Here is a 13,295-nt window from a genome sequence, read left to right on the forward strand (position 1 = left end):
CGGCAAGCCCACGAAATGAACGAGAAGAAAAAGGCAAGGCGGGTGGGATGGGGCAGTGGAAGTGTGGAAAAAGGGCGTCGGGCGACGGAAGCGCAAGGTAGGATTTTTGCTGCTCACAACCGGCCAAAAATAACGCTGCTTGCGGTGAAGGGACGCGCTATTTTTGCGCCCCCCTTCACCGCAAGCCATCAGAAGCGTGCGTCGACTCGCGAGCTATTGTAGGCCGCAGCCTGCTGGTGCTGCTGGCGTGGTGCAGCCCCGGCGCCGCGCCGCCCACCCATTCCTTTGCGCTCGGTGCGGAACCATTCCTGCTCGATGGCCGGCCGTTTCAAATGATTTCGGGCGAGCTGCACCACCCGCGCATTCCGCGCGAGGCCTGGCGGGCGCGCCTCAAAATGGCCCGGGCCATGGGCCTGAACACCGTTGGCACCTACGTGTGCTGGAACGCGCACGAGCCCCAGCCGGGCCAGTACGATTTCACGGGCAACCACGACGGCCCCATCCTGCATCCTGATGGTGCAGGTAGAAAACGAATACGGCTCGTACGGCAACGACAAGCAGTACCTGGCACTCAACAAAAAGCTGTTTGAAGAAGCCGGCTTCGATGGCCTGCTCTACACCTGCGACCCGGTGAAGAACGTGGCGGCAGGCCACCTCGACGGCCTGCTGTCGGCCGTGAATGGCACCGACAAACCCGGCCCAATCCGGCAGCTGGTGCGCGCCAACCACGCCGGCCCGCAAATACACGCCCGGCCTCGATTCGGTGCTGCAGGCCGGCGTGTTGCTGAACATGTACTTATTTTACGGCGGCACCACCCGCGGTTTTATGAACGGCGCCAACTACAATGGCCAGGGCTCGGCCTACGAGCCCCAGGTGAGCAGCTACGACTACGACGCCCCCCTCGACGAAGCCGGCAATGCCACGCCCAAGTTCCTGGCGTTTCGGGAAGTCATTGCCCGGTACCGGCCCGCCAACCAGCCTTTGCCGCCCGTGCCCGCTACCACGCCCGCCGATACCTACCTCGCCCTGCGCGCCTGGGGCAAAGGCGTGGTGTGGGCGAATGGCCACAACCTGGGCCGCTACTGGGCCATTGGCCCCCAGCAAACCCTGTACCTGCCGGCTGAATGGCTGAAATCAGGCGCCAACGACATACCCGTGCTGCAGCTGCCGAAACCCCAGCAGGCCACGCTTTCCTTCCTCAATCACGCCATATTGGCTGAGCTGCGTCCCACTGCTCAGCCATAAGAAAAGGGTAGGGGCGGGGCCTGCCCCCGCCCATCGTTGAACGACTTGCATTTAAACTCGTGCAACGTTCGGGCAGGGGCCCGTCACTGCTCATTGTTGAACCACAACGAGCCGTCAGGCCGCAGTACGCGACGTTTCAGCCTGCTAAAGCAACGCTCTGCTGCCAGGCCTGCCTATGCCACGATGGACAAACGGACGGCGCGCTACCTACATTTACGGCATCACAAACGATTGTGTAAGTTATGAATTTCCTGGCGCCGCGCAGTGCTTACCTGCTGTTGCCAGCGGCCAACCACACACCATGCTCAATAAAACGAACAATACAGTAGCGGCTTTCCGCCGGATGGTGGCTACCAGCCTGCTGGGCACGGCGCCCATGCTGGCCCCGGCCCAAACCGTGCAGATGACCGTGCAGCCCGGCGACCCTAAGCTGCTCATCAGCAAACACATTCAGGGCCAGTTTGCCGAGCACCTAGGCCATTGCATCTACGACGGTTTCTGGGTAGACCCCGCGCTGAACGTGCCCAAGCAAGGCCGCATCCGGCTGGATGTGGTGGAGGCGCTGAAGAAAATTCACGTGCCCAACCTGCGCTGGCCCGGCGGCTGCTTCGCCGACACCTACCACTGGCACGACGGCGTGGGCCCTGCCGCCCAGCGCCCCAAGATGCTGAACCTGTGGTGGGGCAATACGCTGGAAGATAACAGCTTCGGAACGCACGAGTTTCTGGAGCTGTGCGGCCTCATCGGCACCGAGCCTTACCTGGCGGCCAACGTGGGCAGCGGCACCGTGCAGGAAATGAGCAACTGGATGGAATACCTCAACTCCAACGAGGACACGCCCATGGTGCAGGAGCGCCGCCGAAACGGCCACCCCGAGCCCTACAAAGTGAGCTGGTGGGGGATAGGAAACGAAAGCTGGGGCTGCGGCGGCAACATGACCCCCGAGTACTACACCGACGTGTACAAACGCTACGCCACCTTCGCCCACGACTACCCCGGCACCCAACTCAAGCGCATTGTGAGCGGCGCCAACGCCGACGACGCCCACTGGACCGAAACCTGCATGAAAAACATTGGTCCCGGCCGCATGTGGGGACTCACGCTGCACTACTACACCCTGCCCACCGGCAGCTGGAGCGGTAGCAAGGGCAAGGCCACCGGCTTCGGCGAAGACCAGTACTTCAGCACCCTGCGCAATTGCCTGAAAATGGACGCCATCGTGACCCGGCACGCGGCCATCATGGACAAGTACGACCAGGACAAAAAGGTGGCCCTGCTCGTGGACGAGTGGGGCGTGTGGACCGACGTGGAGCCCGGCACCAACCCCGGCTTCCTGTACCAGCAAAACTCCCTGCGCGACGCGCTGGTGGCCGGCACCACGCTCAACATCTTCAACAACCACTGCGACCGGGTGCGCGGCGCCAACCTGGCCCAGGCCGTGAACGTGCTGCAGGCCGTCATCCTCACCGATAAGGAAAAGATGCTGCTCACGCCCACCTACCACGTTTTCGACCTCTACCAGGTGCACCAGGACGCGCAGTTTCTGCCCCTGCAATTCACCAGCCCCGACTACGCTTTTGGCAACGAGAAAATCCCGGCTCTGAACGCTTCGGCTTCCAAAGACCAGAATGGCGCGGTGCACATCTCGCTGGTCAACCTCGACCCCACCAAAACGCTGACCCTGGAAACGGCGCTGCCCGGCCTGAGCTGGAAAACCGTGACGGGCCGCATTCTCACCTCGGCCAGCGTGAGCGACTACAACACCTTCGACAAGCCCAACACCGTGGCGCCGGCAGCGTTTAAGGGCGCCAGAAAGCAGGGCGGCAGCCTGCGCGTGGCGCTGCCGCCCAGGTCGGTGGTGGTGCTGGAACTGCACTAGCGCCGGCGCGGCTAGCCCGATGCCGCGCGGCGGCTTGGGAGAAGAAAAGGGGGGGGCTGCGCACCGAGCCGAATTGGATAGAATATTTCCGGCACCTGTGCGTCAGCGCGCGGGGGGGCGCCGGTGCCGTTCACCATCCATTCACCAAGCCGGCCCGTACTTGGCCCATTAAACCCCGCGCGCATCGGCGCGGTTGTAGCCGTTGAACCCTCCGGTCGGCCTTTGACTTTTCATCGGGGCCCGGCCGGATATATTACCTTTGCGTGTCGCCAAGAATACCCGGCGGCCGCCAAATTTCTGCTATGGCCCTATCCCCCGATTACCCACGCTTCACCCTTGGTAGTGCGCTCACTGCTGAGCAGCGGGCGTTTTTTGCTAAATACGGTTTCCTCCACTTTCGTCCTTTTGTCTCTCCCGATTACGTTCAGCAAATTTTAAAAGCCACCCAGGAAGTGCAAGCCAAGTGGCTGGCCGAGGGCGTGGAAAAAGTGAACGGCGTGCCCATCAAGTATGGCCACGACGTAGACGGCTCGCGCATTGTGCAGCGCTTCGCCTTTGCCTCGCAGCACCATCCGGTGCTGCACGAGCTGCTGCAGGACGAGCGATTCAAGGCCCTGTTTCCGCTGCTCGAAGCCGAAGGGGGCCGCGTGGGCGAAAACGAAAAGGACGGCCTCGTCGTGAACCACTACGTGAACGTGCCCGGCTCCGAATTCAGCCAGATGGGCTGGCACACCGACTCGCTGCGCGACGTATTTTACGGCAAGCGCATCGGGCCCATGCTCAACGTAGGCCTGCACCTCGACGGCACCAAGGCCACCAACGGCGGCCTGCGCGTGATTCCCGGCACCCACCGCCAGGGCCTGCACAAGATGCTGTTTCGCAAAAAGTACTACAAGGACGTGTACTACGACCCCAACGAAATGGCCATCGAAACCGAACCCGGCGACCTCACCGTGCACGACGGCCGCATGTGGCACCGCGTGGCCCAGTCGCCGCTGGTAGGCGAGGAAAGCCGCCGCCGGGTGATGTACGTGCCCATCATCGCCGGCAAGTACCAGCCCAAAAGCGAGGACAGCCCCACGCCGTTCTACCTGCGCTTTCTGCACCTTGTCAAATAAATGAGGAATGAAGAATGAGGAATGAAGAAGTGCTTCGGCAGTTTCTCAAGACCCAATTCCTCATTCTTCATTCCTCATTCTTCATTAAGAAAATGTACGCTCTCGTTACCGGCGCTTCGCGCGGCATTGGCCGGGCCATTTCCCTGCAGCTGGCCCGGCGCGGCTACGACCTGCTGCTGGTGGCGCGCTCCGAAGAGCAGCTCACCACCCTGGCCCTGGAAATCGGGAGCCGCTACCAGCGGCAGGCCCGCGTGCTGGCCACCGACCTCGCCGCACCCGGCGCGGCCGATGCCGTGGCCACCTGGGCCCTGGCCCAAACCGACCAACTCGCCATTCTGGTCAATAACGCCGGCTACGGCCTTTGGGGCCGCTTCGAGCAGCTCGGCCTGGCCGACCAGCAGAACATGATGCAGCTGAATATGCACCTACCCGTGGCCCTCACCCACGCGCTGCTGCCCGCCCTGCACCAGGCCCCGAAAGCCTACATTTTGAACGTGGCCAGCACCGCGGCCTACCAGGCCGTGCCCTCGCTCGCGCTCTACGCCGCCAGCAAGGCATTTTTACTCAGTTTCAGCCGCGGCCTGCGCTACGAGTTGAAATTAAGCAACATTTCGGTGACCTGCTTGAGCCCCGGCGCCACCACTACCAGCTTTGCCGACCGCGCCGGCATGGGGGCCGAGCTGCAAGCCACCGCCAATAAAGTATCGATGACGCCCGAAGCCGTGGCCCAGGCCGCCGTGGCCGGCCTGCTGGCCGGCGAAGCCGAAATCATCCCCGGCGTGCTGAACAAGGTATCGGCTGGCCTCACCAGCGTGGTGCCCAAGGGCATCGTAGAGAAAATTGCGGCCGGAATTTACGAGAAGTATTTGTAGAGGAGGCCGTTACGGCGCTCGTTAGCACGTCATGCTGAGCGCAGTCGAAGCATGTCTGCCACGCAAGTGATTTTGAAGCTGTTTAGAAAGTCAAAACCGTTGTCATCCTGAGCGCAGCGAAGGACCTTATCACCGCTGAACGGCGATTATGCAGGCGTGATAAGGTCCTTCGCTGCGCTCAGGATGACCGATAGGCACCTGAGGCCGACTTTCTAAACAGCTTCTTTTACTAATTGCCACGAAGCGGCAGAGATGCTTCGACTGCGCTCAGCATGAGCTCCTTCTTTCATCAGCAGGTGTTACAGAAGCCCGTTGCCGAATTCGGTAGCGGGCTTTTTGCGGCATACTTGGCCTGCCAGCCAATAAGCCAGCCAGCCAAAAAATGGCGCGGCCAGCACATCGTACGAGTAGTGCACGCGCTGCACCAGCACCAGCACGCCCACGGCCACCATCATCAGGCCCAGTGCCCCGCGCCAGGTGCGGCCCCGGCCGGCTAGCATCAGCAGCATCATGGTGGCGGTGTGGCCCGAAAAGAACAAGTCGCGCACGATGGGCTGGGTAGTCACTTCAAAAATGCGGTCCATCACTGGGTCGTGCAACAGCACCAGTGCAGTGGGTGGCTCCAGCGGCAGCAGCCACAGCGTACCCATGCGCAGCACTTGCAGGAAATAATAGGCCCACAAGGCGCGCAGCAACAGCCGCGGCCGGGGCAGCAGGTACACCAGCGTGGCCGCAATGCCGCCGTAAATGAGCGCAAACGTGGGCACCGATACGTCGTGCACGGGCAGCAAGGCCAGCAGTGGGTCGGCCAACAGCCGGCCGGGCCGCGCCTGAATGAAGTGGTAGAAGCCCGGTACCACCGGCAGGAGCCCCAGCAGCAGCCCCAGCACCAGGGCCAGCCGCATGCCGAAGCCGGGCTCGTCCCGGGCCGCTGCCCAGGTGAGGGCGCGTGCCCGTTTGGGCCGCCGGGCCGTGAGGGGAGAGGAAATGGGCGTAGGTTTTAAGAGGGTCGCCACAAAGTATCGATGTGGATTCGGGTAAGTAACTGATAGTAAAGCAACGGACAAAAGTACGCTATTGCCTGAACAGTATCGCGTGCTTGCGTCACAATGGCGTAACATTGCAAACCGGCCAATTGTGCCCCCAGCATTCAGATTACACTTACTCAGTCATTATGCGGTTTTCTGCTTTTCCCCTCTTCACAGTCGTGCTTGTTGGCCTGGCCAGCCATGCCGTCCAGGCCCAAAATACAGCCCTCGATGCCCGCATTGCCCAACTGGCCACGCAGGAAGAGCCCAAAGTCATTGCCTGGCGGCGCGACATCCACGAGCACCCCGAACTGGGCAACCAGGAAACCCGCACCGCTGCCCTGGTGGCGGCCCACCTCCGCAAGCTGGGCCTGGAAGTGCAAACCGGCGCCGCCCGCACCGGCGTGATTGGGGTGTTGCGCGGCGGCAGGCCCGGCCCCGTAGTGGCCCTGCGCGCCGACATGGACGGCCTGCCCCTCACCGAAACCAGCGGCCTGCCCTTCGCCTCTAAAGTAACCACCACCTACCTGGGCCAGCCCGTGGGCGTGATGCACGCCTGCGGCCACGACACCCACGTGGCCATGCTCATGGGCGCCGCCGAGGTGCTGAGCCAGGTGAAAGCCGACCTGCCGGGCACCGTGAAGTTCATTTTCCAGCCGGCCGAGGAAGGTTCCCTGCCCGGCGTGGAAGGCGGCGCCAAGCTGCTGGTGAAGGAAGGCGTGCTCGACAAGCCCAAAGTGGACGCCGTGTTCGGCGTGCATATTCAGGCCCAAACCGAGGTAGGCACGCTGGCTTACCGGTCTGGCGGCGAGATGGCCAGCTCCGACCGGTTCACCATCAAGGTGCACGGCAAGGGCGCGCACGGGGCCTACCCCTGGAACAGCGTAGACCCCGTGGTGACGGCCGCCCAAATTATTCTGGGCCTGCAAACCATCGTGAGCCGGCAGGTAAAGCTCACCGACGACGCAGCCGTGGTCACCGTGGGCACCCTCAACGCTGGCGTGCGCTACAACGTGATTCCGCCCGATGTGGAGATGTCGGGCACCGTGCGGGCCCTCAACCCGGAAGTGCAGAAGCAGATATGGGCTTCCATCCGCCGCATTGCCACCAACATTGCCGAGAGCGCTGGGGCCACGGCCGAGGTCACCATCGAGCCCTACGTGCCCGTCACCACCAACGACCCCGCCCTCACGGCCCGCATGTTGCCTACGCTGCTGGCCGCTGCCGGCCCCGAACATGTGCGCGAAATCAAGGCCGTGACCGGGGGCGAAGACTTTTCCTTTTACCAGGAAAAAGTGCCGGGCTTGTTTCTGTTTGTGGGGGGCATGCCCAAAGGGCAGGACCCCGCCACCGCCGCCGACCACCACACCGCCGGCTTCCGCATCGACGAAAGCGGCCTGACGTTGGGCGTGAAAACATTGGCTACCCTCGCAGCCGACTACCTCAATACCGCTCCTGCTAAGCAAAAATAAGTCCAATTAAGTAAATTCAGGCCAAAGGAATATTTATATTTGGGTGAATGCAATTGTTGAAAAAGTAGGCGTATAAAATTTTGTCATTTCTGACAATTTTATTAACCCCAAACGATTGCGGAATAGAATAATGATTATTTTGCGGCTGCTTATCTGCGAAATGTTTACTGAATCAGATATGCAGCCCTTCCAACCATCAACCTTTTTTACATGAGAAAACAATACTCAGCTGTAGCAATAGCCATGCTCAGCGCTATGGCCGCTACCACGGCCCAAGCACAGGATGCGGCCCGCATCCAAACCAAAGTGTTGGGCGAGGACAACCAGCCGGTACTGGTGCAGTTCAACGCCGAAGGCAAAATGGCCTACCGCGGCCTCAGCGGCGACCAGGTGTTGCGCCAGCAGCTGGCCCTCACCAACGCCGACCAGATGGTGGCGCGCACCGTCGAAACCGACCAGCTCGGGTTCACGCACCAAAAATTTGCCCAGTACTACCAGGGCATCCGGGTGGAGCACGCCGACTACACGGTGCACGCCAAAGCCGGCACGGTGGAAAGCATCAGCGGCGACTTTGAGAAGGTTGCGGGCCTGAGCACCACGCCTGCGCTGAGCGAGAGCGCGGCCCTGAACCGGGCCCTGGCCCACGTGGGCGCCCGCCGCTACATGTGGCAAACCAACGAGGCCGACGCTGCCGGGTTTGCTCCGCAGGGCGAGCTGGTGATTGTGCGCGACAGCCGCAAGAACGCCGAAACCGGTCCGCTGGTGCTGGCGTGGAAGTTCAACGTGTACGCCGCGCAGCCCATCAGCCGGGCCTACATCTACGTGGATGCCCGCACGGGCGAGGTGGTGCTGCAGGACAACATCATCAAGCACGCGGCGGCCACCGGCACCTTCGCCACGGCCTACAGCGGCTCCCGCTCTACCAACGACGGCACCACCACCGGCGGCTACTTCCTGCGCGAAGGCACCACCCGCGGCCTTGGCATCGAAACGTATAACTGCCGTAAAAGCAACAGCTATACATCCGCCGTCGACTTCATCGACGCCGACAACAACTGGACGGCCGCCGAGTACAACAACGCCAACTTCGACAACGTGGCCGGCGATGCCCACGTGGGCGCCCAGGCCACCTACGACTACTGGAAAAACGTGCACGGCCGCAACAGCTACGACAACGCTGGCGCCAAAATCAAGAGCTACGTGCACTTCGATGACACCCCCGGCGACGGCGTGGGCTACGAAAACGCCTACTGGAACGGCTCGGTGATGACCTACGGCGACGGGGCCACGCGCTTCCGCCCGCTGACGTCGCTGGACGTGTGCGGCCACGAAATCGGCCACGCCGTGTGCGAAAAAACGGCCAACCTGACCTACTCCAACGAGTCGGGCGCCATGAACGAGGGCCTCTCCGACATCTGGGGCGCCTCCATCGAGGCGTATGCCGTCGGTACCCTGGGTTTTACCTCGAGCGGTGTGAAAGCCAAGTCGACCTACCTCATTGGCGAGGAAATCGACAAGCAGCAGGCTGCCCTGCGCTCGATGAGCGACCCCAAGTCGCTGAGTCAGCCGGCGCTGTATAAAGGCCAGTACTGGTACACCGGCACCTCCGACAACGGCGGCGTGCATACCAACTCGGGCGTGCTCAACTTTTGGTACTACCTCATCAGCGCGGGCAAAACCGGGACCAATGAGCTGGGCAACTCCTACTCGGTAACCGCCCTGGGCCTCACCGCCGCCGCCAAAATCACTTTCCGGATGGAAAGCGTGTACATGACGGCTTCGTCCACGTATTCCAACGCCCGGAGCTACTCCATTCAGGCCGCCAAGGACCTGTACGGGGCCGGCTCGACGCAGGAAATTGCCGTTACCAATGCCTGGTACGCCGTGGGCGTGGGCGCGGCCTACGGCAGCACGAGCGGCGGCACCACGCTCACCTACTGCACCAGCAAAGGCACCACGCAGTCGTATGAATACGTGGACCTGGTGAACATCGGCAGCATCAACCGCAGCTCAGGCTCCGACGCCGGCTACTACAATGGCACGGCCCTGAGCACCAGCGTGGGCGCCGGCTCGTCGCAGACCATCTACTTCTCAGCCGGCTTCACCGGCACGGCCTACACCGAGTACTGGAAAATCTACATCGACTACAACCAGAACGGCGTGTTTACCGACGCCGGCGAGCTGGTGGTGAGCGGCAGCAGCAGCAGCAGCGGCACCCTGAGCAGCACCTTCACGGTGCCCACCACGGCCAAGAGCGGCAGCACCCGCATCCGGCTGGTGATGAGCGACAACTCGGGCACGACCAGCTGCAACAGCTACAGCTACGGCGAAACCGAGGACTACACCCTCAACATCACCGGAGGCACCCTGGTCGCGCCCACGTTTACAACCCTGGCGGGGGGTAGCACGGCCCTCGGCAACGAGCAGGCCCGCGTGCTGGAGGTATACCCCAACCCCGCCACCGACCAACTGCACCTTGCGCTGCCTGGCCAAGCCACCAGCGTCCAAATCACGGACGTGCGCGGCGCGCGCATGACCAACGTCACCTTTGCCGATGGGCAGGTCGACATCAGCCACCTGGCCAAAGGCATGTACACCATCGCCGTGAGCAACGGGGAGAAGGTGTTTCACCAGCGCTTTGTGAAAGAATAATTTCAGTGCAAATACAAGGGCCCGCCGATGCTGTTGGCGGGCCCTTTTTCATTTGTAAATGAAGGGAATAAATCGTACACTTACATTCCGGCTGGCAGTCCTCTGTTAGCATTCTGGCCAGTCATATTTCCACACCCAACCCTCAAGCTCATGACAAACAAATACTCCGCCGCTGCGCTGCTGCTCATCGGCACACTGGCTGCCCACGCGGTCCAGGCCCAGGATGCCCGCCGCATCCAAACCAAAGTGCTGGGCGAAGACCAGCAGCCCGTGCTGGTGCAGTTCAGCGCCGAAGGCAAAGCGGCCTACCGCGGCATGGCCCCCGAGCAGGTGCTGCGCCAGCAACTGGCCCTGACCTCCGAAGACCAGCTGCGTCCGGCGCGCGTCACCACCGACCAGGTCGGCTACACGCACGAGAAATTTGCGCAGTACTACCAGGGCATCCGCGTGGAGCATGCCGAGTACACCACGCATGCCAAAGCCGGCACCATCGAAAGCATCAGCGGTGACTTTGAGAAAATCTCGGGCCTGAGCACCACGCCTACCCTCACCGCTTCCGCAGCTCTGAACCGGGCCCTGGCCCACGTAGGCGCCACTAAATACATGTGGCAGGACCTGGCCGAAGAAACCGGCCTGAAGCAGGAAACCGGTAACTCGGCCGCCAGCTACTACCCCACAGGCGAGCTGGTGATTGTTCGGAATGAACTGACTGACAAAGCGTCTGCCAAAGGCCAACTCGTGCTAGCCTGGAAATTCAACATCTACGCCCAGGAGCCAGTGAGCCGGGCTTACATCTACGTGGATGCCCGCACCGGCGAGGTAGTGTTGCAAGACAACATCATCAAGCACACGAATGTCCCCGGTACTTTTGATACAGCATATAGCGGCCAGCGCGCTCTTACTATTGGCACTACCACCGGCGGTTATTTCCTTCGCGAAGGTTCTCCGCGCGGCTTGGGCATTGAAACGTACAACATGAAAAAGGGCACCCAGTACGCGCGTGCTGTCGACTTTACAAGCCCGGATACTTATTGGGACGCCACTACTTACAACAATTCCACTTTCGATTGGGTAGCCGGTGATGCCCATGTTGGAGCCGAAGCCACCTATGACTACTGGAAAAATGTGCATGGCCGCAACAGCTACGACGACGCCGGCGCCAAAATCAAGAGTTATGTGCACTACAGCCGCAACTATGAAAATGCTTACTGGGATGGCGTACGTATGACCTACGGCGACGGCGCTACTCGTTTCCGCCCGCTAACTTCCGTGGATGTGTGCGGCCACGAAATTGGCCACGCCGTGTGCGAAAACACCGCTAACCTAACGTACTCCAACGAGTCAGGGGCCATGAACGAAGGCCTTTCTGATATCTGGGGGGCCAGCATTGAAGACTATGCCGTAAATACTCTGCAATTCTTATCCAGCGGAGCTAAAACCAAAAACACTTGGCTCATTGGTGAGGAAATTGATAAGCAGCAGCTTGCCCTCCGCTCAATGAGCGACCCTAATTCGCAGAGCCAGCCAGCTTACTACAAAGGTCGATATTGGTACACCGGCACCAGCGACAACGGCGGCGTGCACACTAACTCTGGCGTGATTAACTACTGGTACTACCTAATTTCGGTGGGCAAAATCGGCACCAATGAAAAGGGAGTGCCCTACAATATAACCGGCATCACTATCGATAAAGCGGCCAAAATTACCTTTTACATGGAAGATAAGTACATGACAGCCAGCTCCACGTATGCCAATGCCCGCACGTATTCCATTCAGGCGGCCACGATATTGTACGGCGCTGGGTCAACTGAGGTAACCTCCGTAACCAATGCCTGGGACGCCGTAGGCGTATTCGGGACCAGTACTGCTTTTGCCGGTACCAGCAGCCCCGGCACTCCCGCCGTGGGCGGCAGCGCCTCGCTTTCCGGCAGCACGAGCCTGTCGCACGAGTTGAGCCTCTATCCCGTACCCGCCACCAATGAGTTGACCCTCACATTGCCTGATAATGCAGCCATTACCAGCGTGCGCATCAGCGACCTGCGCGGTGCCGTCATCACCACGGCCCGCTACGATGGCAATGGCACCCTCGACGTGAGCAGCCTCGCCAAAGGCATGTACCTCATCAACGTGAGCGACGGCCAGCAGACCTACCGCCAGCGCTTTGTGAAAGAGTAGCAACTTACTTATGTAGCGCAACGCAAAGAAGGCCCGTCAGCATTGCTGGCGGGCCTTCTTTGCGTTGCTGAGTAGCGGTAGCCTCGTTATTCGAGCGCGTAGTCCACCTTCAGCATGAGCGTGCCAAAGCTGTCGCGGTTGAGAGACGCACCGCCGAGGCGCAGGTTGATGTCATCGAGCTGGTCGGTGGTGGTGAAGTAGTAGTTGCCTTCCAGGTTGGCGCGCAGGCGCTCGTTGATGCGCACGCTGAAGCCGGCGCCCACCGGGGCCATGGCAGCAATGGCGGGATAGTCGTTGCGCTCGGGGGGCAGGAAGGAGGTAGCATCATTGGCGCGGGTGGTGCCCACGTAGGCATGGGGATTGTAGTACATCAGGCCGCCGCCGCCTTGCAGGTACACCTGCAAGGCGGGCGAATCGGCGGTGGAGGACACGAAAATGGATTCGTCGTGCAGCAGGTCGAATCGCAGGATGAGGGTGCCCAGCCCGTTGGTGCTCGTGAAGGCGAGGCCCCGTTCCTTGGCCTTGTCGCGGGCACCCATCTCAACGTACGAAAACTCGCCGGCCAAATGCATGCGCGTGGTGAGCCGCTGGCTGACGCCCAGGCTGATGGCGGGCCCGAAGAAATTGTCGGCCGGGCTGCTGCCCAGGTCGCCGTTGTAGAGGGCGGTGCCGCCGCCCAGCGTCACGTGCAAGGGGCCGCGGTAGTAGGGGCGGCCATCGGAGCCGTAGTGCCGCACTTGGTAATGGTATTGGGCCATGGCTGGCTGGCTGCTGAGGGCCCCGGCCACCAGTCCGCCAAAGAGTAACGCACGAAGACGCATATCAATTGCTGTAAAAATGGAAAATGCTTGGC

The 13,295-nt window shown here is 61.4% G+C and carries 9 protein-coding genes and 2 pseudogenes; 9 read left to right on the forward strand and 2 right to left on the reverse strand.

Annotated elements, in window-relative coordinates; genetic code table 11:
* Positions 1 to 236: 236 nt before the first annotated feature.
* The 6 genes and pseudogenes from JKL48_RS16920 to JKL48_RS16940 all read left to right on the forward strand — a co-directional run.
* Positions 237 to 482, forward strand: a pseudogene (locus JKL48_RS16920) (beta-galactosidase); the annotation flags it as partial.
* Positions 483 to 513: 31 nt separating this feature from the next.
* Positions 514 to 582, forward strand: a pseudogene (locus JKL48_RS23795) (hypothetical protein); the annotation flags it as partial.
* Positions 583 to 679: 97 nt separating this feature from the next.
* Positions 680 to 1,246 (forward strand): beta-galactosidase, encoded by a 567-nt coding sequence (locus JKL48_RS16925; protein WP_201985039.1) that lies wholly within the window; start codon positions 680 to 682, stop codon positions 1,244 to 1,246.
* A gap of 301 nt (positions 1,247 to 1,547) precedes the next feature.
* The gene (locus JKL48_RS16930) at positions 1,548 to 3,125 is read left to right on the forward strand and encodes an alpha-N-arabinofuranosidase (RefSeq protein WP_201985042.1); all 1,578 of its coding nucleotides are present in this window, start codon (positions 1,548 to 1,550) and stop codon (positions 3,123 to 3,125) included.
* Positions 3,126 to 3,427: 302 nt separating this feature from the next.
* Positions 3,428 to 4,243, forward strand: coding sequence for a phytanoyl-CoA dioxygenase family protein (locus JKL48_RS16935; RefSeq protein WP_201985049.1), 816 nt, complete (start codon positions 3,428 to 3,430; stop codon positions 4,241 to 4,243).
* Positions 4,244 to 4,335: 92 nt separating this feature from the next.
* Entirely contained in the window at positions 4,336 to 5,115 is a 780-nt protein-coding gene (locus tag JKL48_RS16940) for an SDR family NAD(P)-dependent oxidoreductase (protein ID WP_201985051.1), read from the forward strand.
* Between the two features lie 299 nt (positions 5,116 to 5,414).
* Here JKL48_RS16940 and JKL48_RS23615 read toward each other — a convergent pair whose 3' ends face one another.
* Positions 5,415 to 6,131, reverse strand: a complete 717-nt coding sequence (locus tag JKL48_RS23615) for a phosphatase PAP2-related protein (protein WP_201985053.1) — start codon at positions 6,129 to 6,131, stop codon at positions 5,415 to 5,417.
* 158 nt (positions 6,132 to 6,289) lie between these two features.
* On the opposite strand from JKL48_RS23615, the gene JKL48_RS16950 reads away from it, so the two are divergent.
* From JKL48_RS16950 to JKL48_RS16960, 3 genes are all read left to right on the forward strand, one after another.
* The gene (locus JKL48_RS16950) at positions 6,290 to 7,615 is read left to right on the forward strand and encodes an amidohydrolase (protein ID WP_201985055.1); all 1,326 of its coding nucleotides are present in this window, start codon (positions 6,290 to 6,292) and stop codon (positions 7,613 to 7,615) included.
* Between the two features lie 255 nt (positions 7,616 to 7,870).
* The gene (locus JKL48_RS16955) at positions 7,871 to 10,267 is read left to right on the forward strand and encodes a M4 family metallopeptidase (protein WP_201985062.1); all 2,397 of its coding nucleotides are present in this window, start codon (positions 7,871 to 7,873) and stop codon (positions 10,265 to 10,267) included.
* Positions 10,268 to 10,417: 150 nt separating this feature from the next.
* Positions 10,418 to 12,442 (forward strand): M4 family metallopeptidase, encoded by a 2,025-nt coding sequence (locus JKL48_RS16960; protein ID WP_201985071.1) that lies wholly within the window; start codon positions 10,418 to 10,420, stop codon positions 12,440 to 12,442.
* Positions 12,443 to 12,528: 86 nt separating this feature from the next.
* Here the strand turns inward: JKL48_RS16960 and JKL48_RS16965 are convergent, their stop codons facing one another.
* Positions 12,529 to 13,263, reverse strand: a complete 735-nt coding sequence (locus tag JKL48_RS16965; RefSeq protein WP_201985073.1) for a hypothetical protein — start codon at positions 13,261 to 13,263, stop codon at positions 12,529 to 12,531.
* Between the last annotated feature and the right edge of the window lie 32 nt (positions 13,264 to 13,295).

The sequence above is a fragment of the Hymenobacter rubidus genome, from assembly GCF_016734815.1.
Classification (GTDB): Bacteria; Bacteroidota; Bacteroidia; order Cytophagales; family Hymenobacteraceae; genus Hymenobacter; species Hymenobacter rubidus.

What these genes read in the sequence shown, in the direction of transcription:
- JKL48_RS16940 (WP_201985051.1), top strand. Translation starts at nt 4,336, where the DNA reads ATGTACGCTCTCGTTACCGGCGCTTCGCGCGGCATTGGCCGGGCCATT.
- JKL48_RS16950 (WP_201985055.1), top strand. Translation starts at nt 6,290, where the DNA reads ATGCGGTTTTCTGCTTTTCCCCTCTTCACAGTCGTGCTTGTTGGCCTG.
- JKL48_RS16960 (WP_201985071.1), top strand. Translation starts at nt 10,418, where the DNA reads ATGACAAACAAATACTCCGCCGCTGCGCTGCTGCTCATCGGCACACTG.
- JKL48_RS16955 (WP_201985062.1), top strand. Translation starts at nt 7,871, where the DNA reads ATGGCCGCTACCACGGCCCAAGCACAGGATGCGGCCCGCATCCAAACC.
- JKL48_RS16965 (WP_201985073.1), bottom strand. Translation starts at nt 13,263, where the DNA reads ATGCGTCTTCGTGCGTTACTCTTTGGCGGACTGGTGGCCGGGGCCCTC.
- JKL48_RS16935 (WP_201985049.1), top strand. Translation starts at nt 3,428, where the DNA reads ATGGCCCTATCCCCCGATTACCCACGCTTCACCCTTGGTAGTGCGCTC.
- JKL48_RS16925 (WP_201985039.1), top strand. Translation starts at nt 680, where the DNA reads ATGGCACCGACAAACCCGGCCCAATCCGGCAGCTGGTGCGCGCCAACC.
- JKL48_RS16930 (WP_201985042.1), top strand. Translation starts at nt 1,548, where the DNA reads ATGCTCAATAAAACGAACAATACAGTAGCGGCTTTCCGCCGGATGGTG.